The organism is Streptomonospora nanhaiensis (genome assembly GCF_013410565.1).
GTDB classification, from domain to species: domain Bacteria; phylum Actinomycetota; class Actinomycetes; order Streptosporangiales; family Streptosporangiaceae; genus Streptomonospora; species Streptomonospora nanhaiensis.
The window spans coordinates 2,758,410-2,782,014 of sequence record NZ_JACCFO010000001.1 but is presented as its reverse complement, the minus strand read 5'-3'; the positions used below and the strand labels follow the sequence as shown (position 1 = coordinate 2,782,014).

The 23,605-nt window shown below is 74.9% G+C and carries 17 protein-coding genes and 1 tRNA gene; 14 read left to right on the top strand and 4 right to left on the bottom strand.

Annotated elements, in window-relative coordinates; genetic code table 11:
- Window positions 1-103 precede the first annotated feature (103 nt).
- The gene (mfd, locus tag HNR12_RS11900; RefSeq protein ID WP_179767550.1) at window positions 104-3,721 is read right to left on the bottom strand and encodes a transcription-repair coupling factor; all 3,618 of its coding nucleotides are present in this window, start codon (window positions 3,719-3,721) and stop codon (window positions 104-106) included.
- Window positions 3,722-4,408: 687 nt separating this feature from the next.
- Here mfd and cysC point away from each other — a divergent pair.
- Window positions 4,409-5,983 carry an adenylyl-sulfate kinase gene (gene cysC / locus HNR12_RS11895; protein ID WP_218901919.1) on the top strand — a complete coding sequence of 525 codons (1,575 nt, stop codon included), beginning with the start codon at window positions 4,409-4,411 and terminating at the stop codon, window positions 5,981-5,983.
- Between the two features lie 76 nt (window positions 5,984-6,059).
- On the top strand, window positions 6,060-6,800 hold the full coding sequence (gene mazG / locus HNR12_RS11890) for a nucleoside triphosphate pyrophosphohydrolase (RefSeq protein ID WP_179767549.1): 741 nt from the start codon (window positions 6,060-6,062) through the stop codon (window positions 6,798-6,800).
- On the opposite strand, the gene HNR12_RS11885 is transcribed toward mazG, so the two are convergent.
- Both HNR12_RS11885 and HNR12_RS11880 read right to left on the bottom strand, forming a co-directional pair.
- On the bottom strand, window positions 6,766-8,226 hold the full coding sequence (locus HNR12_RS11885) for an FtsW/RodA/SpoVE family cell cycle protein (RefSeq protein WP_179767548.1): 1,461 nt from the start codon (window positions 8,224-8,226) through the stop codon (window positions 6,766-6,768). The two genes, mazG and HNR12_RS11885, sit on opposite strands and share 35 nt — an antisense overlap.
- 195 nt (window positions 8,227-8,421) lie before the next feature.
- Window positions 8,422-9,348: a sulfite exporter TauE/SafE family protein gene (locus tag HNR12_RS11880; RefSeq protein ID WP_179767547.1), complete on the bottom strand. Its 927-nt coding sequence runs from the start codon at window positions 9,346-9,348 to the stop codon at window positions 8,422-8,424.
- A 448-nt stretch (window positions 9,349-9,796) separates the two neighbouring features.
- Between HNR12_RS11880 and eno the strand changes: the two genes are divergently transcribed.
- From eno to HNR12_RS11825, 11 genes are all read left to right on the top strand, one after another.
- Window positions 9,797-11,080 (top strand): phosphopyruvate hydratase, encoded by a 1,284-nt coding sequence (gene eno / locus HNR12_RS11875; RefSeq protein WP_179767546.1) that lies wholly within the window; start codon window positions 9,797-9,799, stop codon window positions 11,078-11,080.
- Between the two features lie 11 nt (window positions 11,081-11,091).
- The gene (locus HNR12_RS29515) at window positions 11,092-11,814 is read left to right on the top strand and encodes a septum formation initiator family protein (RefSeq protein ID WP_179767545.1); all 723 of its coding nucleotides are present in this window, start codon (window positions 11,092-11,094) and stop codon (window positions 11,812-11,814) included.
- A gap of 81 nt (window positions 11,815-11,895) precedes the next feature.
- Window positions 11,896-12,492, top strand: a complete 597-nt coding sequence (locus HNR12_RS11865) for a DUF501 domain-containing protein (RefSeq protein WP_179767544.1) — start codon at window positions 11,896-11,898, stop codon at window positions 12,490-12,492.
- Window positions 12,489-13,547 carry a Ppx/GppA phosphatase family protein gene (locus HNR12_RS11860; RefSeq protein ID WP_179767543.1) on the top strand — a complete coding sequence of 353 codons (1,059 nt, stop codon included), beginning with the start codon at window positions 12,489-12,491 and terminating at the stop codon, window positions 13,545-13,547. The genes HNR12_RS11865 and HNR12_RS11860 overlap by 4 nt, the downstream gene beginning before the upstream one ends.
- 491 nt (window positions 13,548-14,038) lie before the next feature.
- Entirely contained in the window at window positions 14,039-15,418 is a 1,380-nt protein-coding gene (locus HNR12_RS11855; protein ID WP_179767542.1) for an NAD(P)/FAD-dependent oxidoreductase, read from the top strand.
- Between the two features lie 119 nt (window positions 15,419-15,537).
- Window positions 15,538-15,611, top strand: a tRNA-Leu gene (locus HNR12_RS11850).
- A gap of 90 nt (window positions 15,612-15,701) precedes the next feature.
- Entirely contained in the window at window positions 15,702-16,616 is a 915-nt protein-coding gene (locus HNR12_RS11845; protein WP_179767541.1) for an RNA polymerase sigma-70 factor, read from the top strand.
- A gap of 85 nt (window positions 16,617-16,701) precedes the next feature.
- Entirely contained in the window at window positions 16,702-17,862 is a 1,161-nt protein-coding gene (locus HNR12_RS11840) for an NAD(P)/FAD-dependent oxidoreductase (RefSeq protein ID WP_179767540.1), read from the top strand.
- A 541-nt stretch (window positions 17,863-18,403) separates the two neighbouring features.
- Entirely contained in the window at window positions 18,404-19,249 is an 846-nt protein-coding gene (locus HNR12_RS11835) for a nitroreductase/quinone reductase family protein (protein ID WP_179767539.1), read from the top strand.
- A gap of 120 nt (window positions 19,250-19,369) precedes the next feature.
- The gene (locus HNR12_RS11830; RefSeq protein WP_246425062.1) at window positions 19,370-19,663 is read left to right on the top strand and encodes an AbrB/MazE/SpoVT family DNA-binding domain-containing protein; all 294 of its coding nucleotides are present in this window, start codon (window positions 19,370-19,372) and stop codon (window positions 19,661-19,663) included.
- A gap of 6 nt (window positions 19,664-19,669) precedes the next feature.
- Entirely contained in the window at window positions 19,670-19,972 is a 303-nt protein-coding gene (locus tag HNR12_RS11825; protein ID WP_179767538.1) for a hypothetical protein, read from the top strand.
- A gap of 35 nt (window positions 19,973-20,007) precedes the next feature.
- Here the strand turns inward: HNR12_RS11825 and HNR12_RS11820 are convergent, their stop codons facing one another.
- Window positions 20,008-21,849: a PucR family transcriptional regulator gene (locus HNR12_RS11820; protein WP_179767537.1), complete on the bottom strand. Its 1,842-nt coding sequence runs from the start codon at window positions 21,847-21,849 to the stop codon at window positions 20,008-20,010.
- 124 nt (window positions 21,850-21,973) lie between these two features.
- Here HNR12_RS11820 and pruA point away from each other — a divergent pair, with 124 nt between their 5' ends.
- Window positions 21,974-23,599, top strand: coding sequence for an L-glutamate gamma-semialdehyde dehydrogenase (gene pruA, locus HNR12_RS11815; RefSeq protein WP_179767536.1), 1,626 nt, complete (start codon window positions 21,974-21,976; stop codon window positions 23,597-23,599).
- Window positions 23,600-23,605: the final 6 nt, after the last annotated feature.

The window sequence follows — 23,605 nt, the reverse complement described above, 5'->3', positions numbered from 1 at the left end:
TCAGCAAGGTGCTCCCCGCGCACGCGGGGATGGTCCCCCGGCGGGGCCGAAGACGGCCTGGGGCGCCCTCGAAAACGAGGGCGCCCCAGGCGTGCCACCTACTTCAGCGCTGAGCCGACGCATCCGCCTTCCGGCGGGACGGTTCGAACAGGGCCTCCACCAGGTCGGTGCACCACTTCAGCAGCTCCAGGTCGCGGAGCTGGCGGCCGCCGATGCCGCCGGACTTGGGGACCGGGACCAGCAGGGTGCGGGCCGGCTCCTTGTAGACCGACTTGGGGTACAGCCGGCGCAGCCGCAGCTGCTGGGACTCCCGCAGCTCCGCCGGGGCGAAGCGGATCTGGGTGCCCTGGAGCACCACGTCCGTCAGCCCCGCGCTTTTGGCCAGCACCCGGAACCGGGCCACCGCCAGCAGGTTGTCCACCGGCTGCGGCGGCGGGCCGTAGCGGTCGACCAGCTCCTCCCGCGCGGCCGCGATGTCGGCCTCGCTGGTGACCCCGGCGATCCGCTTGTACGCCTGGAGCCGCAGCCGCTCGCCCGGCACGTAGTCGTGCGGAATGTGGGCGTCGATGGGCAGCTCCACCTTGGTCTCGGGCTCGTCGCCCGCCGTGGGGTCGCCCTTGAGCTCCCGCACCGCCTCGCCGACCATGCGCACGTACAGGTCGAACCCGACCCCCGCGATGCTGCCCGACTGCTCGGCGCCCAGGATGTTGCCCGCGCCCCGGATCTCCAGGTCCTTCATCGCCACGTACATGCCCGCGCCGGTCTCGGTGTGCTGGGCGACCGTGGCCAGCCGCTCGTGGGCGGTCTCGGTCAGCGGCTTCTCCGGCGGGTACAGGAAGTAGGCGTAGGCGCGTTCGCGCCCGCGCCCGACACGGCCGCGCAGCTGGTGCAGCTGCGAGAGCCCGTAGGTGTCGGCGCGGTCCACGATCAGCGTGTTGGCGTTGGGCACGTCGAGCCCGGACTCCACGATCGTCGTGGAGACCAGCACGTCGTAGTTCTTCTCCCAGAAGTCGATCATCACCCGTTCGAGCTGCTGCTCGTTCATCTGCCCGTGGGCGTAGGCGATGCGGGCCTCGGGGACCAGCCTGCTCAGCGACGCCGCGACCCGGTCGATCGAGGCGACCCGGTTGTGCACGAAGAACACCTGGCCCTCGCGCATCAGCTCGCGCCGGATGGCGGCGGCGATCTGCTTCTCCTCGTAGGGCCCCACGAAGGTGAGCACCGGGTGGCGCTCCTCGGGCGGGGTGAGGATGGTGGTCATCTCGCGGATGCCCGTCAGCCCCATCTCCAGCGTGCGGGGGATCGGCGTGGCCGACATCGCCAGCACGTCGACCTGGGTGCGCAGCCGCTTCAGCGCCTCCTTGTGCTCGACGCCGAACCGCTGCTCCTCGTCGATGATGACCAGGCCCAGGTTCTTGAACTTGGTCTCGCTGGAGAGCAGCCGGTGGGTGCCGATCACGACGTCGATCTCGCCGCGCCGCAGCCCCTCGCGGGTGGCCTCGACCTCGCCGTCGGTCTGGAACCGCGACATGGGCTTGACGCTCACCGGGAAGGACGCGTAGCGCTCGGTGAAGGTGGACATGTGCTGCTGCACCAGCAGCGTGGTGGGCACCAGCACCGCCACCTGCTTGCCGTCCTGCACCGCCTTGAACGCCGCGCGGACCGCGACCTCGGTCTTGCCGTAGCCGACGTCGCCGCAGATCAGCCGGTCCATGGGGACCGGCTTCTCCATGTCGCGCTTGACCTCCTCGATCGCGGCGAGCTGGTCGGGGGTCTCGACGTAGGGGAAGGCGTCCTCCAGTTCGCGCTGCCAGGGGGTGTCGGGCGCGAACGCGTGGCCGGGCGACGCCTGGCGGGCGGAGTACAGCCGGATGAGGTCGCCGGCGATCTCGCGGACGACCTTGCGGGCGCGGCTCTTGGCCTTGGACCAGTCGGCGCCGCCCATCTTCGACAGCGTGGGGGCCTCGCCGCCGACGTAGCGGGTGACCTCGTCGAGCTGGTCGGTGGGCACGAACAGCCGGTCGCCGGGCTGGCCGCGCTTGGTGGCGGCGTACTCGATGACCAGGTAGTCGCGGGTGGCGCCCTGGACGCTGCGGCTGACCATCTCGATGTAGCGGCCCACGCCGTGCTGCTCGTGCACCACGTAGTCGCCGGACTTGAGCTGGAGCGGGTCGACGGTGCCGCGCCGCCGGCTCGGCATCTTGCGCATGTCGCGCGTGGAGGACTTCTGCCCGGCCAGGTCGGTCTCGGTGAGCACCACCAGGCGCACCGACCGCCAGACGAACCCGTGGTCGATCAGCCCGGTGGTGACCGTGGCCACGGCGGGGTCGGGCGGGGTGTCGACGTCGCCGCGCAGCTGGGCGCCCAGCCCGGCGTCGCGGAGCATGGCGACCAGCCGCTCGGCGGGGCCGTGGCCCGGGGTCAGCAGCACCACGCGCCAGCTGTCGTGCAGCCAGGACTTGACGTCGGCGAGCGCGCGCTCGGTGTCGCCCCGGTAGGCCTCGGCGGCCGAGGCGCCCAGCTCCAGACCGGGCTCGTCGGCGTCGTCGGTGTCCCCGGTGCCGCCCTCGGCGCGGCCCGCGCGGGGCCCGGCCTCGAACGGCGAGATGGACCACCACGGCAGCCCCAGTTCGGCGGCGTCGGAGCGGACCTCGGCGATGGACCTGTAGGCGGACCCGCCGAGGTCGATCGGCGCCTCGCCGCCGGAGGCGGCGTTGATCCACGAGGCGTCGAGGAACTCGCGGCTGGTGGCCTCCAGTTCGACGGCGCGGGTGCGGATGCGCTCGGGGTCGCAGCCCACGATGTGGGCGCCCTCGGGCAGGTAGGTGAACAGCGACTCCATGCGGTCGGCCAGGACGGGCGCGAACGCCTCCATGCCCTCGACCGCGACGCCGTCGGCGAGCTTGTCGAGGACCTCGGCCAGGGCCGGGTGCTCCGCGGCCAGCCGGCGGGCGCGCTCGCGCACGTCGTCGGTGAGCAGGAGCTCGCGGCAGGGCGGCGCGAACAGCCCGGACGCGGCCTCGGACTGGCCCTCGCCGATGGAGCGCTGGTCGGCGACCTGGAAGTAGCGGATCTCCTCGACCTGGTCGCCCCAGAACTCCAGCCGCAGCGGGTGCTCCTCGGTGGGCGGGAAGACGTCGAGGATGCCGCCGCGCACCGCGAGGTCGCCGCGCTTCTCGACCAGGTCGACGCGGGCGTAGCCGGCCTCGACCAGCGCCGCCACGACGTCCTCCAGCGCGACCTCGTCGCCCTGGCGCACGCGCACGGGGGTGAGGTCGCCCAGCCCGCCCACCAGCGGCTGCAGCACGCTGCGGATGGGGGCGACCACCACGCGCAGCGGCGCGGTCAGGGGGTCGGCGGGGTCGGGGTGGGCCAGGCGGCGCAGCACGGCCAGCCGCTGGCCGACGGTGTCGGAGCGCGGCGAGAGCCGTTCGTGCGGCAGGGTCTCCCAGGCCGGGAACAGCGCCACGGAGTCGGAGGGCAGCAGCGACCCCAGCGCCTCGGAGAGGTCTCCGGCCTCGCGTTCGGTGGCGGTGATGGCCAGCACCGGACGCGCGGCGCCCACCGGGGCGTCGGCGGCCAGCGCAGCGATCAGGAACGGCCGCAGCGACGGCGGCGCGACCAGGTCCAGGCGGGGATCGTGACCGCCGCGTGCGGTGTTGATCGCGGAGTTGAGTGCCGGGTCGTCGGCGACGACCGCGAGAAGTCCTGAAAGGCTCATATCACCAGGTAAGAGGCTGTGGCGGTGGTGCCGGCGGTACCGGCCAGGCTGCGGTCCGCGGCTCGTGCCGGGGGCCGGCGGCCGGGAACGCCGTGGGGGCGCGGGTGCGGCGCGCGGGCGGCGCGCAGCGGGCCCCGGCGACCGGCGCGCTCAGGCGCGAGGGGCCCCGTGGGCAAGACTACGCCGCCGACCGCTCGCGGGGGCACCGTGTCGCGGTTCGGTCGTGTGGCCCGGGTCATGTCCCTCCTTCTGGCCGCCGAGGGCCGCCGTGCGTGCCGGGTGGGTGCGGTGTGCGCCGGGTGGGCCGGGTGTCCCGCCGGTCGGGTGCTTCCAGCGCGCGGCCCGTGGTGGAGAGGTCGTGCGGGAGGCGGCCGGTCGGGTCGCGGGACGAAGGGCGATCACCTCACGTAACGACCGTCGGGGGCGCCATGTTCCCGTCGCAGGTGTGTCCCCGCCCTTCTCCGCGCGGGCGCGCGAGGCCCGCCCCGCCCGGCGGACGACACACACCCCCGCGGCGGCCGCGGGCACCCCCCGCCGCCTCGTCGGGGTGCCCGGGCGGCCGCACCGCACCGGGGCGGGGCGGGGTGGGGCGGCGTGCTGGTGCGCCCCGGCGGCGCAATACGCTGGTGCGCGACCGCGCGCGGCGGGCGCGGGGCAACACAGCCGACCAGCGATACGGAGGCCGGGTTGAGCGACGACAGCGACCGCAGCGGGGGCCGGGCGGCGGCGCCGGTGTTCGCGCCCGACCCGGTGAGCTTGGCCCACCTGGAGCTGATCCTCAGCGGGGCCTACCCGCTGAGCGGCTTCATGACGCGCGAGGAGGCCGCCTCGGTCGCCAAGCACGGCCGGCTGCCCGACGGCACCGCCTGGCCCGTGCCGGTCACGCTGCCGGTGCCCGACGAGCTGGCCGACGCCGAACGGCTCGTCCTCACCGACCCCGAGGGCGCCCCGCTGGCCGAGCTGGCGGTGAGCGAGCGCTGGTGGTCGGGCCCCGACCCCGCCGAGGGCGCCGCCGGTCCCGCCGGGCACGGCCACCGGCTGGCCGGGGAGGTCCGCTTCCTGCAGCCGGCGGTCTACGGCGCCCTGCGCCCCCTGCGCCTGGCACCCGGCGAGGTCCGCGCCCAGCGCGAGCTGGCCGGCGACGCCGAGATCCCGGTGCTGGCCGTGGTCGCCGACCGCCCGCTGCACCACCGCGAGCTGCACCAGGTCCGTGCGGCCGCCGCCGAGCTGGCCGGGTCCGGGCGCGCCGAGATCCTGGTGATCGTGGACGTCCCCGTCGAGAGCGCCGGGATCGCCCCGGTGGTGCTGGCCGCCGAACCGCTGCTGCCCGCGCCCGTCCGGTTCGTCGCGGCCACGCTGCCGCGCGGCTCGGCCGAGGGCGCGGGCGCGCTGCCGCCCGACCGCGCCGACCTGCTGCGCGCCCACGTCGCCCACGCCTACGGCGCCACGCTGGTGCTGGTCGCGGGCGCCTCGGGCGGCGCCTCGGGGGAGACCCTGTCCGGCGGGCCCGTCCCCGTGGTGCGCCCGGCCGAGTGGGCCTACGACACCGAGGCCGGGCAGTGGCGGCGGGCCGAGGAGGTCGCCCCCGCCCACGCGGCGCCCCTCCCCGACGCCGCCGAGGTCGAGGAGCTGCTGGCGCGCGGCCGGCCGCTGCCGTCGTGGTTCACCCCCGCCCGCGTGGCCGCCGAGCTGGCGCGGCTGCGCCCGCCGCGCACCGAGCGCGGGCTCACCGTGTTCTTCACCGGCCTGTCGGGTTCGGGCAAGTCCACGATCGCGCGGGGGGTGGCCGAGGGCATCCGCCGCTCCGGCCGTACGCTCAGCCTGCTCGACGGCGACGTGGTGCGCCGCCTGCTGTCGGCCGGGCTGACGTTCTCCCGCGCCGACCGCGACCTCAACATCCGGCGCATCGGCTACGTCGCCGCCGAGATCACCCGGCACGGCGGCGTGGCGGTGTGCGCGCCCATCGCCCCCTACGCCGCCACCCGCGCCGAGGTGCGGGCGATGGTCGAGGAGACCGGCGACTTCTTCCTGGTGCACGTGGCCACACCGCTGGAGGTGTGCGAGGCGCGCGACCGCAAGGGCCTCTACGCCAAGGCCCGCGCGGGCGAGATCCCCGAGTTCACCGGGATCTCCGACCCCTACGAGGAGCCCGCCGACGCCGACCTGGTGGTCACCACCGAGGACCGCACGGTGGAGGAGTCGGTGGCCGAGGTGCTGGCCGCGCTGCGCGCCGGCGGCTGGCTGCCCGCCGACCCCTCGTGACGCCCGGCGCCGCCGCACACCCCGCCCATCCACCCCACGACACCCGCAGCGAGCACAGGGAGCAGGGAGCACCGCCATGAGCGAGCCGAGCCCGACCGACCGCGAGGCCGCCGGGGGCCCGCCGCGCGGGCACCGGCTGCTGGAGCTGGTGCGGGTCATGGACACCCTGCGGCGCGACTGCCCGTGGGACGCCGCCCAGACCCACGAGTCGCTGGCCAAGTACCTCATCGAGGAGGCCTACGAGACCCTGGAGACCATCGAGGAGGGCGACTACGCCACGCTGCGCGAGGAGCTGGGCGACGTCCTGCTCCAGGTGGTCTTCCACTCCCGGGTCGCCGAGGAGCGCGGCGCCGACGGGTTCACGGTGGACGACGTCGCCGACGCGATCATCGACAAGCTCACCCGCCGCCACCCGCACGTCTTCGGCGGCCGGGAGGTGGCCGGCGCCGACGAGGTCCGCGCGAACTGGGAGACCATCAAGGCGGCCGAGCGCGCCGCCAAGGGCCAGCACGACGCCTCCATCCTGGAGGGCGTGCCCTTCGGCCAGCCCGCGGCGCTGCTGGCCTATGAGCTGCAGAAGCGGGCGGTGCGCAACGGCCTGCCCGAGGACCTGGTGGCCGACGACGGCGGCCCCGGCGGCGCCCTGTTCGCCGCGGTCGACGCCGAGCGCCGCCGCGAGGCCGACCCCGAGCTGGACCTGCGGTCGGCGGCGCGCCGGTTCGACGAGCGGGTGCGCGCGGCCGAGGCCCGGGCGCGCGCCGACGGCCGTGATCCCCGCGCGCTCACTCCCGAGCAGTGGCGCGGCTACTGGAGCTGAGCAGCCGCACGGCGCCGGTGTCGGCCTCGGCCGCCCCGGCCGGGGGCGCCGGCGTGCGGGGCCGGCGCGCGCTGTCGCTGATGCGCAGCCACAGCGCCACGATCATCCACGTCGAGACCAGCGAGGACCCGCCGGCGGCCAGGAACGGGGTGGTCATGCCGGTCAGCGGGATGAGCCGGGTGACCCCGCCCAGCACCACGAACGTCTGGAAGGCCAGCAGGAACGCGCACCCGGCGGCGGTGAGCTGGGAGATGGCGTCGCGGGCCGCCAGCGCGGCGGCGAACCCCCGCTGGGTGAGCATCGCCAGCAGCAGCACGACCGCCGACAGCCCGGCCAGGCCGTAGGCCTCGCCGATCGACACCAGGATGAGGTCGCTGTCGGCGGCGAAGATCCCGGCGGCGCGGCCGCCGCCGAACCCGATGCCCAGCAGCCCGCCGTCGGCCAGCGCGAACAGTCCCTGGACCAGTTGCCGGCTGCCGCCGACCGCGCGGTAGACCTCGGGGTCGAACGGGTCGATCCAGATGGTCACCCGCTGGCGCACGTGCCAGAAGATCAGCCACGCCGCCCACGCTCCGGCCAGGAACATGGCCAGGCCGATGCCCACCCAGGACTTGCGCCCGGTGGCGGCGTAGAGCATCGCCAGGAAGACGCTGAAGAGCACCAGCGAGGTGCCCAGGTCGCGGGTGGCCACCAGGATCAGGATGGCCGCCGCCCACGCCGAGGTCATCGGCCCCAGCACCCGCATGCGCGGCAGGCTGAAGACCTTCACCGGGCCCAGCCGCACCTGGCTGGCGGTCAGCGCCAGCACGTCGCGGTTGCGGCCCAGGTAGCCGGCCAGGAAGACGATCAGCAGCACCCGGGCGAACTCCGAGGGCTGCACCGTGTAGGTGTGGTCGCCGAACCCCAGCCAGCGGCGCGCCCCGAACACCTCGATGCCGACGAACGGCAGCACCGGCAGCAGGATCAGCGCCAGACCGGCGGCGGCGGTGAGGTAGGGGTAGCGGCGCAGCGGCAGCGGGCGGCGGACCAGCGCGAGGACCCCCACGAGCGCGGCCACGCCCACGGCGGTGAACAGCAGTTGGCGGTCGGCCTCGGCCGGGCCGGTGCCGTTGGCGGCGTGCAGCGCCCAGATGGCGGTGATGCCGATCCCGTTGAGCACGGTGGCCAGCGGCAGGATGAGCGGGTCGGCCCAGGACGCCAGCGAGCGCAGGACCACGTGGGCGGCCCCGGCCAGCGCGCCGAGGGTACCGGTGTAGAGCGCCAGGCGGTCGGGCAGGCGGCCCTCGACCTGGAGCCCGGCCAGCGCGAGCGCCAGCCCCGACACGCCGACGGCGGCGGCGATCAGCAGGAGTTCGAGGGCGCGGCGCCGCGCGGGCCGGGTGCCGGCGGGCCGCCGGGCGGCTGCGCGGGTCGCGGGTGTGGCCATTCCGCCTCGCCTTGGACGTCTGCGTTGGTGCCCCGCCCGGTGCCGTCAGGGCGGCGGCCCTGGTGAGCGGGGTGACGGGTGTGCGAGGGCGGATGATACGGGCGGGCCGCGGGGGCGCGTCCGACCGGTTGGCTTTCTGCCCTCTCAGGGCGGAAAGAAACCCGGTTGCCCGGTTTTGGCGGCGGCCGGTCGGGGTCAGTCGCGGGCGTCGGCCGCGGCGAAGTGCTCGGTGGCCGAGGCGGCGCAGTGGTTCTCGCGGCGTTCGGCCAGGTGGGCGCGGAGCGACCAGCCGACGGCGGCGGCCCACACCAGCGCCACGGCGGTGTAGACGGCGGCGACGGCGCCGGGGGAGCCGGTGAGGCCGGCGCTCTCCATGAGCACGCGGACGTTGGTGAAGACGATCAGCCCGCCCACGACCGAGCCGAGCATGCGGGCCGGCACGTGGCTGGCCAGCCAGGCGGCGACGGGCGCGGCCAGCAGGCCGCCGAGCAGCAGCACCGCCACCCAGGGGAGGTTGATGCCCTCCATGCCCAGGCCGATGGCGAACCCCGCGCTTCCGGCGACGACCACCGCCGACTCGGCCACGCTGACCGAGCCGATGACCTTGCGCGGCTCCAGCCGGCCGCTGGCCAGCAGCGCGGAGGTGCCCACGGGGCCCGAGCCGCCGCCGCCAGTGGAGTTGAGGAACCCGGCGAGCAGGCCCACCGGCGCCAGGAACGGGCTGCGCAGCGGGCGGTCGACGCGGGGGCGCGGCAGCGCCCGGAAAGTGAAGCGGGCCAGCAGGTAGACGCCCAGGACCACCAGGATGCCCGACATCAGCGGCGCCGCGGACTCGGTGGACAGCCGGCTGAGCAGCAGCGCGCCGACGAACGCGCCGATGGCGGCGGGCAGCGCGTAGCGCCACACCACGGCCCAGTCGACGTTGCCGAACCGCCAGTGGGCGAACCCCGACGCGATCTGGGAGCCCACCTGGGAGAGGTTGACGGTGGCCGACGCCACGGCCGGAGTGGTGCCCATGACCAGCAGGGACGTGGTGGTGGTGATGCCGTAGCCCATGCCCAGGCTGCCGTTGATGAGTTGCGCCAGAAGGCCGACGAACCCCAGGAGGACGAGGGTCTGCATAAGCGGCGGGCCTTCCTCATCCGGGTGTCATGGCGACTCCACCGTTTATACCTCTTTAGTAGGGATCCATGCCAATGAAACCGACAGAGATTGTGGGATAAGCGCCGCCGGCGCGCCGCCGCGTCGGCGCAGGTCCCGGCGGGTGAGGGGACCCGGAATGCCCGGTCGGCCGCCCTCCCGTCCCCGCCCGGGTGACGGCCGGTTGTGGACTAGACCAATTTCCGGTGGTGGGGGAAGACCCCGCGGCCCCGGGTCGCTAGGGTGGCGTTGGTGGGCGCCCGCGCCCCGGACCGGCGCAGCGGCGCCGCTCCCGCGCGGTCCGCGCCCATCGCCCACGCCCGCGGCGGTGCAAGGCGCGCGGGCGGAGCGCGCCGGGCGGGCGCCTTCGGCGCCCCCTCCGCGTCGCCGCTCCAGCCGGGAACGGACCCGAAACAAAGGAGTTGCAACGTTGTCGTCGATCGAGGCAGTGCAGGCGCGGGAGATCCTCGACTCCCGCGGTAACCCGACGGTCGAGGTCGAGGTCCTGCTCGACGACGGGACGACCGCGCGGGCGGCGGTCCCCAGCGGCGCGTCCACCGGCCAGTTCGAGGCGGTCGAGCTGCGCGACGGCGGCGACCGCTACGGCGGCAAGGGCGTCGAGAAGGCGGTGGCCGCCGTCAACGACGACATCGCCGACGAGCTGATCGGCTTCGCGCCCGAGGAGCAGCGGCTCATCGACCGCGCCCTCATCGAGCTGGACGGCACCCCCGACAAGTCCAAGATCGGGGCCAACGCCATCCTGGGCGCCTCGCTGGCCGTGGCCCACGCCGCCGCCGAGACCTCGGGGCTGCCGCTGTTCCGCTACATCGGCGGGCCCAACGCCCACGTGCTGCCGGTGCCGATGATGAACATCCTCAACGGCGGCGCCCACGCCGACACCAACGTCGACATCCAGGAGTTCATGATCGCCCCCGTGGGCGCCGCGAGCTTCCGCGAGGCCGTGCGCTGGGGCGCCGAGGTCTACCAGGCGCTCAAGTCGGTGCTCAAGGGCCACGGCCTGGCCACCGGCGTCGGCGACGAGGGCGGGTTCGCCCCCAACCTCGACAGCAACCGCGCCGCCCTGGACCTCATCATCGAGGCGATCCAGAAGGCCGGCTACACCCCCGGCCGCGACATCGCGCTCGCGCTCGACGTCGCCGCCACCGAGTTCTGCTCCGATGGCGTCTACAACTTCGAGGGCAAGTCGCGCAGCGCCGAGGAGATGGCCGCCTACTACACCGAGCTGGCCGACTCCTACCCGCTGGTCTCCATCGAGGACCCCCTCGACGAGGAGGACTGGGCCGGCTGGACCCAGCTCACCGCCACGCTGGGCTCGCGGCTGCAGATCGTCGGCGACGACCTGTTCGTGACCAACCCCGAGCGGCTGCGCCGCGGCATCGAGGAGGGCGCCGCCAACTCGCTGCTGGTCAAGGTCAACCAGATCGGCACGCTGACCGAGACCCTGGACGCGGTCTCCCTGGCCCAGCGCAGCGGCTACACCGCGATGATCTCGCACCGCTCCGGCGAGACCGAGGACACCACCATCGCCGACATCGCGGTGGCCACCAACGCCGGCCAGATCAAGACCGGCGCCCCGGCCCGCAGCGAGCGCGTCGCCAAGTACAACCAGCTGCTGCGCATCGAGGAGGAACTGGACGACGCCGCGCTCTACGCCGGCGTGTCGGCCTTCCCGCGGTTCCGCCCGCAGGACTAGCCTGTCCGGTTATGCCCGAGGTGCCAGAGCAGCCGAGGCGGCCCCGCCCGAAGAAGGCGCGGCCGCCGGCCTCCGGTGCCGCCGAACGCGCGGCGCGGCCGGGGCGCGAACCCGCCCCGGCCGCGCGCGGCAAGCGCGACACCGCCGCCCGCAAGGCCGCCGCACCGCGCCGCGGCGCGGCCGAGCCCGCGGCGGGCGGCGGCCGCCGCCCGCCGGGCAAGGGCGGCAGCGGCGGCGGATCCGGAGGCGGTAAATCCGGTAAGCCCGGCAAAAGCGGCGCGAGCGGCGGTGCGGGCACGCCCGGAGGCTCCGGAGGCGGCGCGCGCGGCGGCCGTCCCCGCCCCGCCCTCACCAGCCGCGCCGCGATCCTGGCGCTGGTGATCTGCGTCATCGCGCTGAGCCTGGCCTACCCGCTGCGCGAGTACCTGGCCCAGCGGGCGCGCATCGCCGAACTGCGCGAGGAGCAGGCGCGCGCCCAGCAGAGCGTCGAGCAGCTGCGGGAGCGCCGCGAGCAGCTCCAGGACCCCACCTTCATCGAGCGCGCGGCCCGCACCCGCCTGCACTACCAGTACCCCGGCGAGCGCGCCTACGTCGTGGTCTCCCAGGACGACGAGCAGGAGGAGCAGCAGGCCGAGGGCACCGGCGAGCCGTGGTTCACCCGCCTGTGGCTGTCGGTGCTGGAGGCCGACCGCCCCCAGGGCTCCGGCGGCGACCCCGGCGGGCGGCCCCGCTGATCCCGCGCCCCGCAGCGCGGCCGCCAAAGGCGCCCCCGGCGTGCGTGCCGCGCGGCGCCGGGCGACTAGGCTGAAACCGCGATGAACTCCGCCGAACCCGCCGCCGACACCCACGTCAGCGCCGCCGACACCGCCGCCGTCCACGCCCAGCTGGGCCGCCCGCCGCGGGGCCTGCGCGCCGTGGCCCACCGCTGCCCCTGCGGCCGACCCGACGTCGTGCGCACCGCGCCGCGTCTGGAGGACGGCACGCCGTTCCCCACGCTCTACTACCTCACCTGCCCGCGCGCGGCCTCGGCCATCGGCACGCTGGAGGCGAGCGGGACGATGCGCCGCATGCAGGAGCGCCTGGCCGAGGATCCCGACCTGAAGGCGGCCTACGAGCGGGCGCACCGCGACTACATCGCCGAGCGCGACGAGCAGACCCGCCGCGACGGCTCGGCGCCGCTGCCCGAGGGCATGCAGAGCGCGGGCGGCATGCCCGAACGCGTGAAGTGCCTGCACGCCCTGGTCGCGCACGAGCTGGCGCGGCCGGGGGCCAACCCCTTCGGCCGCGAGGCGCTGGAGGCGCTGGGCGCGTGGTGGGCCGAGGGGCCGTGCGTGCCCGAGGAGCCGGGCGCCGAGGGCGACGGGGACCACCGGGACCACCGGGACGACGACAGCGAGGGAGCCGCCACGTGAGCCCGCAGCAGCACGACGACCGGCCGCAGGGCGCCGACGACGGCCACACCGCCACGGTCGGCGCCATCGACTGCGGCACCAACTCCATCCGGCTGCTGGTCGCCGGGGTCGTGGGGCTCTCCGACGACGAGGTCCGGCTGGTCGACATCGACCGCCGCATGGAGGTCGTCCGCCTGGGCCAGGGCGTGGACCGCACCGGCGAGTTCGCCCCCGAGGCGCTGGAGCGTACCTTCGCCGCCCTGCGCGAGTACGCCAAGCTGATGCGCGACAGCGGTATCGAACCGGGGCCGGAGTCGGTGCGCATGGTCGCCACCAGCGCCACCCGCGACGCCGCCAACCGCGCCGAGTTCGTCGCGGGCGTGCGCGAGATCATCGGCGTGGAGCCCGAGGTCATCAGCGGCGAGGAGGAGGCGGAGCTGTCCTTCATCGGCGCCACCGCCGAACTGGAGGCGGGCGACGGCGCGGCCGGGACCGGGTTCACGCCGCCGTTCCTCGTCGTCGACATCGGCGGGGGCTCCACGGAGTTCGTCCTGGGCTGGGCCGATCCGGAGAACCCGCCCCAGGACGCGGGCGCGGTGCGGGTCTCGCGCTCGGTCGACATCGGCTGCGTGCGGCTGACCGAGCGGCACCTCACCGACGACCCGCCCACGGCCGAGCAGATCGCCGCCGCGACCGCCGACATCGACGCCGCGCTGGACGCCGCCGCCGAGGCGGTGCCGCTGGCCGAGGCCGGCACGCTGGTGTGCGTGGCCGGCACCGCCACCACCGTGGCGGGCATAGCGCTGGACCTGCCCGAGTACGACCCCGAGCGGATCCACCGCGCGTGGGTGCCGGCCGAGGACGCCCACCGCATCGCGCGGGAGCTGCTGGCCATGCCGCACGAGCGGCGGTCGGAGATCGGGGTCATGCACCCGGGCCGGGTGGACGTGATCGGCGCGGGCGCGCTGATCCTGTCGCGCGTGGTCGCGCGCACCGGCGCGGCCGGGTTCGTGGCCAGCGAGCAGGACATCCTCGACGGGATCGCGTGGGGGCTGTCGCTGGGCGGCGAGGAGTAGCGGACCGGAGCGGGACCCCCCGTGCGACCCTGGTCGCGCACCGGTTCGGCCGCGCGGCGCCGCGGGTGTGCGCGGGGCGCGCGCCCCTCCGGCGCGCCGCCGGCGCTCCCGCCCCACCGGGGCCTCTGGCCGATCGCACAGCCCCGCCCCCTGCCTGCGGCGTTGCGCTGTTCCCGGGCGGAGTCGAGGCCGGAGCCGGGTGAGACGTGTCACCCGGCGAGGACTACGTGAAAGCCTTCACAAGCACTCTGACCTGCGGAAACTCTGGTTTGAGCCGCCGTGGGATGGTCTAAACCTGTCCTTGGTGTCCCTTTCGTGTTACGAGGGGCTTGTGAAAGAATGCACAAGCGAGGGCGAGGAGAACCCTCCCGCTCTTGCCAAGGAAGGGCATTCTTTCCGCCGAACGCCGACGGGAACGTGCCGATCAACCAGAGACTTACCGATCTTGGCGCTCAAGGTCTGGGGCAACGGGATTCAAAGGTGGGTGCACGATGACCGAACACAGGAACTACCGCCTGGTACACGGCGGCGGCGATGAGTCGGAGATCCCGCACATTCTCATCGTCGGCGGCGGCTACCTCGGCATGTACACCGCGAAGCGGCTGGAGAAGAAGCTGGGGGCGGGCGAGGCCCGCATCACGGTCGTCGACCCCAACTCCTACATGACCTACCAGCCGTTCCTCCCGGAGATCGCGGCCGGCAGCATCTCCCCCCGCAACGTCGTCGTGCCCCTGCGCCACGTCTTCGACCGCGTCCGCGTCCTCACCGGCCGCGTGGTGCGCATCGACCACGCCAACCGCAGCGTCGACTTCGAGCCCACGGTCGGCGAACCGCGCGCCATCTCCTACGACTACATCGTCATGGCCGCCGGCGCCGTGTCCCGCACCCTGCCCATCCCCGGGCTGGCCGAGTGGGGTATCGGCATCAAGACGGTCGAAGAGGCCGCGTTCCTGCGCAACCACGTGCTGGACCAGCTCAACATCGCCGACTCCACCGACGACCCCGAGATCCGCCGCAAGGCGCTCAACTTCGTCTTCGTGGGCGGCGGGTTCGCCGGCGCCGAGGCGATCGCCGAGCTGGAGGACCTCGCCCGCGACGCCACGCGCATCTACCCCTCGATCGGCGTCGAGGACCTGCGCTTCTACCTCATCGAGGCCGCCGACCGCATCCTGCCCGAGGTCGGCCCCGACGTTGGCGAGCGGGTGCTCAACCAGCTCAAGCGGCGCGGGATCGACGTCCGGCTGTCGACCTTCCTGGAGTCGGCGGTCGACCAGCGCATCAAGCTCAGCGACGGTACCGAGTTCGACGCCGGCACGCTGGTGTGGACCGCCGGTGTCAAGCCCAGCCCGGTGGTGCAGGCGGGCGACCTGCCGCTCGGCCCCAAGGGGCACGTCGACACCAGCGAGTACCTCACCGTGAACGGCGTGGAGAACGCGTTCGCGGGCGGTGACAACGCCCAGGTGCCCGACGGCAACGGCGGCTTCTACCCGCCCAACGCCCAGAACGCCGTGCGCCAGGCCCCGGTGCTGGCGGACAACGTGATCGCGGCGCTGCGCGGCAAGCCGATGACGCCCTACCGGCACAAGAACCTGGGCGCGGTGGCCGGACTCGGCCTGCACAAGGGCGCGGCCCAGATGTTCGGCCGCGTCAAGCTGACCGGGCGGCTGGCGTGGTACGCGCACCGCGCCTACCACCTCTACGCGGTGCCGACCTTCAACCGCAAGGTGCGGGTGCTGGCGGACTGGACGATCGGGTTCTTCCTGCGCCGCGACTTCGCGGCCCTGCCCGACATGGACGCCCCGCGCCAGGCGTTCGAGAGCGCCAGCGGCCCGCAGGTCGAGAACGGCCGGCTGCTGCGCCGCGTGAGCTAGCCTCCGGCCTGAGCAGCGAAAACGGTCGGTCCCTACCCCGGGGACCGGCCGTTTCGTATGTTGACAGGCCGAAGCGGTGCGAAACCCGCTGAAACGTCGGGCGCCGGTATGATGGTGCCGCCCTCGTAGCCCAATGGTAGAGGCAGGCCCCCTAAAAGGGTCACAAGTGTCGGTTCGAGTCCGACCGGGGGCACCCCCACCGCATCCGGCGCGGTCGCGCCGCCCCCACAGCGCCGCCCCGCCCCGGCCCGGAGCCGTCGGCGCCCCGCGCTACGCTGGCGCCATGCCAGAGGCGGCCACGGCCCACACCCGGGCGTTCGAGGAGCAGCGGCCCCGCCTGTTCGCCATCGCCTACCGCATGCTCGGCTCCGTCGCCGAGGCCGAGGACGCCGTCCAGGACACCTACCTGCGCTGGGTGGGCGCCGATCACTGCCGGGTCGAGGTCCCCGCCGCCTGGCTCACCGCAGTCCTGGTGAACCTCTGCCGCACCCGCCTGACCTCCGCCCGCGCCGTGCGCGAGACCTACCCCGGCCCCTGGCTGCCCGAGCCCGTGGTGACCGCCGCGCCCGACACCGACCCCCAGGAGGCGGCGGTGCGCCGCGAGACGGTGTCGATGGCCGTGCTCGCGCTGCTGGAGCGGCTGACACCGGCCGAGCGCGCGGTCTTCGTGCTGCGCGAGGCGTTCGCCTACCCCCACCGCGAGATCGCCGCGGTGCTGGAGCTGTCGGAGGCCAACTCCCAGCAGCTCTACCACCGCGCGCGCTCGCGCATCGAGGCCGACCGGCCGCGCTTCAGCGTCACCGACGACCAGGCCCGCCGGACCGCCGAGGAGTTCCTGCGCGCGGCGCGCGAGGGCGACGTCGCCGCTTTGGAGCGGCTGCTGCACGCCGACGTGGTCGCCCAGTCCGACGGCGGCGGCCGGGTCCACGCCGCCCGCAAGACCGTCCGCGGCGTCGAGCGGGTGGCCCGCTACCTGCTCTCCTGGACCACCCGCCAACTGCCGCGGCTGGAGGTGGCGGCCGCCGAGGTCAACGGCCAGCCCGGGTTCGTGGCGCTGTCCGAGGGCCGGGGCGTGGCCGCCATGGTGCTGGAGATCCACGGCGGCCTGGTCACCGCCGTGCGCACGGTGGTCAACCCCGACAAGCTGCGCTACGTCGCCGCCCAGGCCGCGGGCGGCGCCGACGCGGCGCGGATATGACGCGGATCACATCGCACCCTGTCAGGTTCGGCCGTGCCCGCCGGTTCAAGAGGCGGCAACCGACGACGACGAAAGGGCGGCCGCCATGCACGACATCCTCATCCTCGGCGCGGGCTACGCGGGCCTGAGCGCGGCGCGGCGACTCGCGGCCGAACTGCGCGGCGAACCGGTCCGGGTGCGGCTCGTCAACGCCTCGGAGCGGTTCGTGGAGCGCGTGCGGCTGCACCAGGTCGCCGCCGGGCAGGACGTCCGCCTGCCGTCGCTGCCCCGGCTGCTGCGCGGCACCGGGATCGACCTCGTGGTCGGCCGCGTCGCGGCCCTCGATCCCGAGCGGCGGCGGGTGCGGCTGGAGGCGGCCGGGGACAGCGCGGCGGGCGGGCGCGAACTGGCCTACGACACGCTCGTCTACGCCCTCGGCAGCACCGCCGACCCCGAGGGCGTCCCCGGCCTGGCCGAGCACGCCCACTCCCTCGCCCACCTGGCGGGCGCGCGGGCGCTGCGCCAACGGCTCGCCGGGCTGGGGCCGGGCGGCGAGGTGGCGGTGGTCGGCGGCGGGGCGAGCGGGATCGAGGCGGCCGCCGAGATCGCCGAGAGCCGGCCCGGGACCCGGGTGCGGCTGGTGTCGGCGAAGGAGCCCGGGGCGTGGCTGTCGCCGCGCGGGCGGGCGCACGTCCGGCGGACGCTGGCGCGCCTGGGCGTGGAGGTGCGCGCCGGGGCGGTCGCGGCCGCGATCCGGCCCGACGGCGTCGAGCTGGCCGGCGGCGGGTTCGTGCCGGCCGACGCGGTGGCCTGGGCGGGCGGGCTGCGGGTGGCGCCGCTGGCCGCCCGGTCGGGGCTCGCGGTGGACGCGGCCGGGCGGGTGCGCACCGACGACACCCTGCGCTCGGTGTCGCACCCCGACGTGTACGCGATCGGCGACGCCGCCGTCATGTACGGCGTGGACGGCGCGGAACTGCGCATGGCCTGCGCGACCGGGCTGCCCGCGGGGATGGGCGTGGTCGACAGGATCCTCGCCCACCGGCGCGGCGAGCCGGCGCGGCCCTTCCGCTACGGCTACATCGTGCAGTGCGTCAGCCTGGGCCGGCGTGACGGGCTGATCCAGTTGGTGCGCTCCGACGACTCCCCGCGCCCGGCCGTGGTCACCGGCCGCCCCGCCGCCGCGATCAAGGAGGCGGTCTGCGCGTCGGCGGCGCTGATCGCCCAGCACCCCGGCCGCACGCTCACCCGCCTCTACGGCGGCGCGTGAGGCCGCGGGCGCTGCGGCGCAGACCGGGCAGGCGGACCGGGGGAGAGCGGCTCCGGCGGCCTGACGCGGCGACCGGGGCGGAGCGGGCCGGGCGCGGCGGCCGGTTGCGGCCGGGGCCCGGCGTTGACAAGCCGGGGCCGGTGGGCTTTGCTGGTGCGCGTGCCGTGTCGAGCGGTCCCCGGTCCCGGGGGTCGCGCGGCGGCGGCACCGAGAGCCCAAGGGGGATGATGTCGTGAGCCGCATCACAGGCGCCGTCTAACCGCCGCACCCGCACGTCGTCCCCGCCCGGCGGTCACCACGTCCCGCCGCCGCGCCGGCCGCGCTCTCCACTTCCGCACCTCTTCGCGCACGTCCCCGCCCGGGAGCCGCCCCGGGTCCGTGCGCCTGCTCCGTGCGTCCTGAGCCGCTCCCGCCTCCGGCGACCGCTGTGTCCGCCCGGAGGGGTCGACGTGCGCCCCGGCGTGCCCCGCGCCCTCGCGCGTGCCGGCGCGCCCGCCTCAGCCATCGCCGCGTTCGACCCTGAAAGGGAGCACTGACCTCTATGACCGAAACCTCCGCGCCCGTTGACTTCAACCAGGCCGTCATCGACGAGTTCCGCGCCAACCGCGGCCGCGTCGGCGGGATGTTCGAGGGCGCCCGCCTGCTGCTGCTCACCACCACCGGCGCCCGCAGCGGCCGGCCGCACACCGTTCCGCTGGGCTACCTGCCCGACGGCGACCGCAGCATCGTCATCGCCTCGGCCGGCGGCTCGCCGCGCCACCCCGCCTGGTTCCACAACCTGCGGGCCAACCCGCGCGTCACCGTCGAGAACGGGGTCTTCGTCCTGGAGGCCGACGCGGTGGTGCTGGAGGGCGAGGAGCGCGACGCCGTGTTCGCCCGCGCCGTGGAGTCCGACCCCGGATGGGGGGAGTACCAGGCCAAGGCCGGGCGCACCATCCCCGTGGTCGCCCTCACCCCCGTGACCGCCGCTCCGGTCGAGACGCGGCTGGGCGAGGGCCTGGTGGCCCTGCACGACTCCCTGCGCCGTGAACTCGCCCTGATCCGCGCCGAGGTCGGGGCCGCCGGCCCCCGGCTGGGCGCCCAGCTGCGGATCAACTGCCTGACCATGTGCCAGAGCCTGGGCTTCCACCACACGATGGAGGACAACGGCATGTTCCCGGCGGTGGCGAAGGCCCACCCCGAGACCGCCGAGACCATCGCCCGCCTCAGCGCCGAGCACAAGGCGATCGAGCGGCTCCTGGAGCGCCTCCAGGACCTGCTGGGCGGCGCCGAGCCCACCACCGGCGCCCTCGCCGAGGAGGTGGACCGGCTGATCACCGAACTGGAGGCCCACCTCGACTACGAGGAGGAGCAGCTGGTGCCGATCCTGAACAGCTTCGCGCCGTAGGGGGCCGCTCCGCCGGGCGGGGCGGCCCCCTACGGCGGCGGCCGCGGACCCGAACGTCCGACCGCAGGGAATTCTGAATTTCGTATAAGCTGAAATCCTCTCAGTCCGAGGGGAGGCGCCATGTCCATCAGAGAGCGTCGGCGGCGGGCAACCATGCGCCGCAGGAACCAGTTGACAGTGCCTGCCGAGATCGTTGAGGCGCTGCACATCCGTGAAGGCGACGAGGTGGAGTTCACCGTCGACGCCAACGGCGACGTGCACCTCCGCGGCCTGATGGTGGTCCCCGCCGACCAGCGCTGGTACTGGACCGACGACTGGCAGCGGGGAGAGCGCGAGGCGAGCGAGCAAATCGAGGCGGGCGAGGGTGCCGTCTACGATCACGTTGACGCCATGTTCGATGATCTGGACAGGTGACCTGCGGTGCCGACCTTTGAGGTCCTTCCCCGTTTCAAGCGGGACTACAAGAACCTCACCAGGGAGCAGAAGGCTCGCTTCCGCAAGGTGGTCGCGGAGGAGTTCGTGCCCGACCTTGTGCGCGGCTCCTTTCGCCCTGGTCTACGGGTGAAGCGGGTGCAGGGCGTTGCCTCCGAGGTGTACGAGATGACATGGGCGCCGGACGGGCGGGCGACATGGCAGTACGGACGCGAGCAGCGCCCCGGGACTCCGCACGTCGTGTGGCGGAGGGTCGGAACGCACGCGGTCTTCAATCCCGGTCCCCCGTAGCCCGGCCTTCTCCTCGCACGACCGCGCGTCGGGGCCTACTGGTTCGTCCGCTCCAGCAGGAGTTGGAGGTGGGTGAACAGGCGCTGGGTGGGGTCGGAGAGGTCGATGCCGCTGACGGACTCCGCGCGGCGGACGCGGTAGCGCAGGGTGTTGGGGTGGACGTGCAGGCGGGCCGAGGCGGTGCGGACGTCGCCGAACTCCTCCAGGTAGGCCAGCAGCGAGGGCACCAGGTCGGAGTTGTGGGCGGCGTCGTGGGCGGCCAGGGCGCTGACCCTGGGGTCGCGCAGGGCGGGTGAGGCGCGCAGGTAGGCCAGGGTCTCGCTGATCAGGACCTGGGTGCGCACGTCCGACATGGTGGCGACGTCCTTGGCCAGGTCGCGGCCCATGGCGTCGAGGATCCGGTCGGCCTCGGCGCGGGAGTCCGCCACCTGGGCCAGGGAGTCCACCAGCGAACCCATCGCCCCCTGCACCGCCACCCCCAGCGTGGCGCGCGCCGCCTCCACGGTCTTGCGGGTCAGGGCCAGCACCGACGCCTCCGCCGAGGACTCCCCGGCCTCGGCCGCGCCGCGCGGGCCCCGCGCCAGGTCGGGCATCAGCACGTAGATGCGCCCGCCGATCGCCGTGACCAGCGAGCGGCGGCGGTAGGCGGCGGTGTGCACGGTGACGAGGTCCACAAGCCGGCGCCGGACGAGTTCGCGGCCCGAGGGGTCGCCGGGGTCGGCCGCCGCGCGCCGCGCCCCCGCCGCACCCGGCCCGCCCGCCGTGCCCGCCGGGCCGGCGGCCAGGGCGAACGCCACCACCAGGGCGGGGCGCTCGTGGCTCACCTCGATGGTGTCGGCCAGCGCGGCCGCCTCGATGCGCCCCTCCAGCAGGCTGGCCAGCAGGTCGTCGCGCAGCCGCAGGCCCACCGCCGTCTCCGTGCGGTGCCGCAGCAGGTGCAGGGCCGCCATGCGGGCGGCGCCCAGCAGCGCCTCCTCGGCGTTGGCGCTGAGCGGCTGGGCGCCCTCCTGCACCCAGATCGCGCCCAGCGGCTGGGTGCCCGCGTGGATGCCCACCGCCAGCCGGCGCCGGATGCCCAGCTCGGGGTGCTCGTCCACGCGCACGACCTCCTCGCCCGCGCGCAGCCGCGCGAACACCCCCCACTCCCGCAGCAGCGCCAGGTACTGCTCGGGTCCGCGACGACCCAGCACCGAGAGGCGGCGCAGTTCGTCGACCTCCTCGCCGCTGGAGTAGGCCAGCACCCGGCTCGCGGAGTCCTCGACGGTGACCAGGCCGCCGGTCAGCGCCGCGATCGTCTGGGCCAGGGAGAACAGGTCGCCGCCGGGCTCGCCGAGGCCGGTGTCGGCGGACAGGCGGGCGTCGTCCAGCACGCTGCGGCACAGGGAGTGCAGCTGGTCCCAGCGGACCTCGGGCCGTACCGCCAGCAGCGCCACCCCCGCCTCCTCGGCCACCGCGCCCAGCAGCGCGGACTCCTCGCCGCCGCGCCGGGCCGGGCCCGCCTGCCGCGCCCCGCCCCGGCCCGGCGGGGGGAGCGGGGGGCCGCCCGCGGCGACCTTGACCGCGACGGCCGCCGCGCCGCGCCGGGCGGCCGCGCGCACCAGGTGGCGGGCCGCGGCGCCGCGGGCGCCGATCAGCAGCACGAGGTCGCCGGGGGAGGCGTCGGGGTCGTCCTCGGGGTCGGCGAGCACCACGTCCTCCACCCGGGTGTCGAGGCCGCCGGGCGCGGCGAGGACGTCGACCAGCGGGTCGCCCACCGCCAGCAGCAGGCGGCGCAGCGGCACGCCGGCGCCGGTGTCCGGGGCTTCGGACGCGGCGGCGGGCGCGGAGGGGTCGGAGAGGCCGGACGGACGGGCGGGCGGTGGCGAGACGGAGTCCATGGTGGGTCCATTTTGTCGTATCGGCCAAGCGGACGGCGCGAACGTCGGACGGCCGCACAACGCCCGCCCCCCGCCCCCTCTCTTACGTTTGTGCAGTTCAACCAGGTCTTTCGCGGGAGGTCGCATGGACGCCGTCACGAACGTGCCCACGCCGGTCAACGAGCCGGTCCTGACGTACGCGCCCGGAAGCCCCGAGCGGGCCGAGTTGACCGCCGAACTCACCCGCCTGGCGAAGGAGCCCGTCGACCTGACGATGGCGATCGGCGGCGAGCGGCGGATGGGCGGCGGCGCGCGCGTGGACGTTGTGCAGCCGCACAAGCACGCCCACGTCCTGGGCACCCTGGGCACCGCCACCCAGGACGACGCCCGCGCGGCGATCGCCGCCGCCAAGGCGGCGGCGCCGGCCTGGCGGGCGATGCCCTTCGACGAGCGTGCCGCCGTACTGCTGCGCGCCGCCGACCTGCTGGCCGGGCCCTGGCGGCAGACCCTCAACGCCGCCACCATGCTCGGCCAGTCCAAGACCGCGATCCAGGCCGAGATCGACGCCGCCTGCGAGCTGATCGACTTCTGGCGCTTCAACGTCGCCTACGCCCGCCGCCTCATGGCCGAGCAGCCCCACAGCCCCGCCGGCCAGTGGAACCGCCTGGAGCAGCGGCCGCTGGAGGGCTTCGTCTACGCCGTGACACCGTTCAACTTCACCGCCATCGCCGGCAACCTGCCCACCGCCCCGGCGCTCATGGGCAACGTCGTGGTGTGGAAGCCCGCCGTCACCCAGCAGTTCTCCGCGCACCTGCTCATGGCCCTGCTGGAGGAGGCCGGCCTGCCGCCGGGCGTGATCAACATGGTCACCGGCGACGGGATCGCGGTATCGGAGGTCGCCCTGGCCGACCCCGATCTGGCCGGGGTGCACTTCACCGGCTCCACCCGGGTGTTCCAGCGGTTCTGGCGGACCGTGGGGGAGAACATCGCGACCTACCGCTCCTACCCCCGCATCGTCGGCGAGACCGGCGGCAAGGACTTCGTCGTCGCCCACGCCAGCGCCGACCCCGACGTGGTGCGCACCGCGATCGTGCGCGGCGCGTTCGAGTACCAGGGCCAGAAGTGCTCGGCGGCCTCGCGCGCGTTCGTCGCCCGCTCGGTGTGGGAGCGCATGCGCGACGACCTCGTCGCCGAGGTCGAGGCCCTGCCGATGGGCGACGTCACCGACCTGTCCAACTTCCTCGGCGCGGTGATCGACCGCCGCGCCTACGACCGCCTCGCCGGGGTGCTGGAGCGCGTGCACGCCGACCCCACCCTCACCGTGATCGCGGGCGGCACCTGCGACGACTCCACGGGCTACTTCGTGCGCCCCACCGTGGTGGTCGGCACCGACCCCGGCAACGACGTCTTCCGCACCGAGTACTTCGGCCCGATCGTCGCCGTGCACGTCTACGACGACGCCGACTACGAGCGGATCCTGGACGTGGTGGACCGCGGCTCGGCCTACGCGCTGACCGGCGCGGTGATCGCCAACGACCGCGCCGCCATCGCCGCCGCCCACGAGGCGCTGCGGTTCGCGGCGGGCAACTTCTACGTCAACGACAAGCCCACCGGCTCGGTGGTGGGCCAGCAGCCCTTCGGCGGCTCCCGCGCCAGCGGCACCAACGACAAGGCCGGCAGCGCGCAGAACCTCGCCCGCTGGACCAGCCCGCGCTCCATCAAGGAGACGTTCGTCCCGCCGACGGCCTCGCGCCACCCCCACCAGGGCTGAGCCCGA

Coding starts and splice junctions, on each gene's coding strand:
- mfd (WP_179767550.1), bottom strand. CDS start 3,721: ATGAGCCTTTCAGGACTTCTCGCGGTCGTCGCCGACGACCCGGCACTC.
- mazG (WP_179767549.1), top strand. CDS start 6,060: ATGAGCGAGCCGAGCCCGACCGACCGCGAGGCCGCCGGGGGCCCGCCG.
- HNR12_RS11885 (WP_179767548.1), bottom strand. CDS start 8,226: ATGGCCACACCCGCGACCCGCGCAGCCGCCCGGCGGCCCGCCGGCACC.
- HNR12_RS11880 (WP_179767547.1), bottom strand. CDS start 9,348: ATGCAGACCCTCGTCCTCCTGGGGTTCGTCGGCCTTCTGGCGCAACTC.
- HNR12_RS29515 (WP_179767545.1), top strand. CDS start 11,092: ATGCCCGAGGTGCCAGAGCAGCCGAGGCGGCCCCGCCCGAAGAAGGCG.
- HNR12_RS11865 (WP_179767544.1), top strand. CDS start 11,896: ATGAACTCCGCCGAACCCGCCGCCGACACCCACGTCAGCGCCGCCGAC.
- HNR12_RS11855 (WP_179767542.1), top strand. CDS start 14,039: ATGACCGAACACAGGAACTACCGCCTGGTACACGGCGGCGGCGATGAG.
- HNR12_RS11845 (WP_179767541.1), top strand. CDS start 15,702: ATGCCAGAGGCGGCCACGGCCCACACCCGGGCGTTCGAGGAGCAGCGG.
- HNR12_RS11840 (WP_179767540.1), top strand. CDS start 16,702: ATGCACGACATCCTCATCCTCGGCGCGGGCTACGCGGGCCTGAGCGCG.
- HNR12_RS11835 (WP_179767539.1), top strand. CDS start 18,404: ATGACCGAAACCTCCGCGCCCGTTGACTTCAACCAGGCCGTCATCGAC.
- HNR12_RS11830 (WP_246425062.1), top strand. CDS start 19,370: ATGTCCATCAGAGAGCGTCGGCGGCGGGCAACCATGCGCCGCAGGAAC.
- HNR12_RS11820 (WP_179767537.1), bottom strand. CDS start 21,849: ATGGACTCCGTCTCGCCACCGCCCGCCCGTCCGTCCGGCCTCTCCGAC.
- pruA (WP_179767536.1), top strand. CDS start 21,974: ATGGACGCCGTCACGAACGTGCCCACGCCGGTCAACGAGCCGGTCCTG.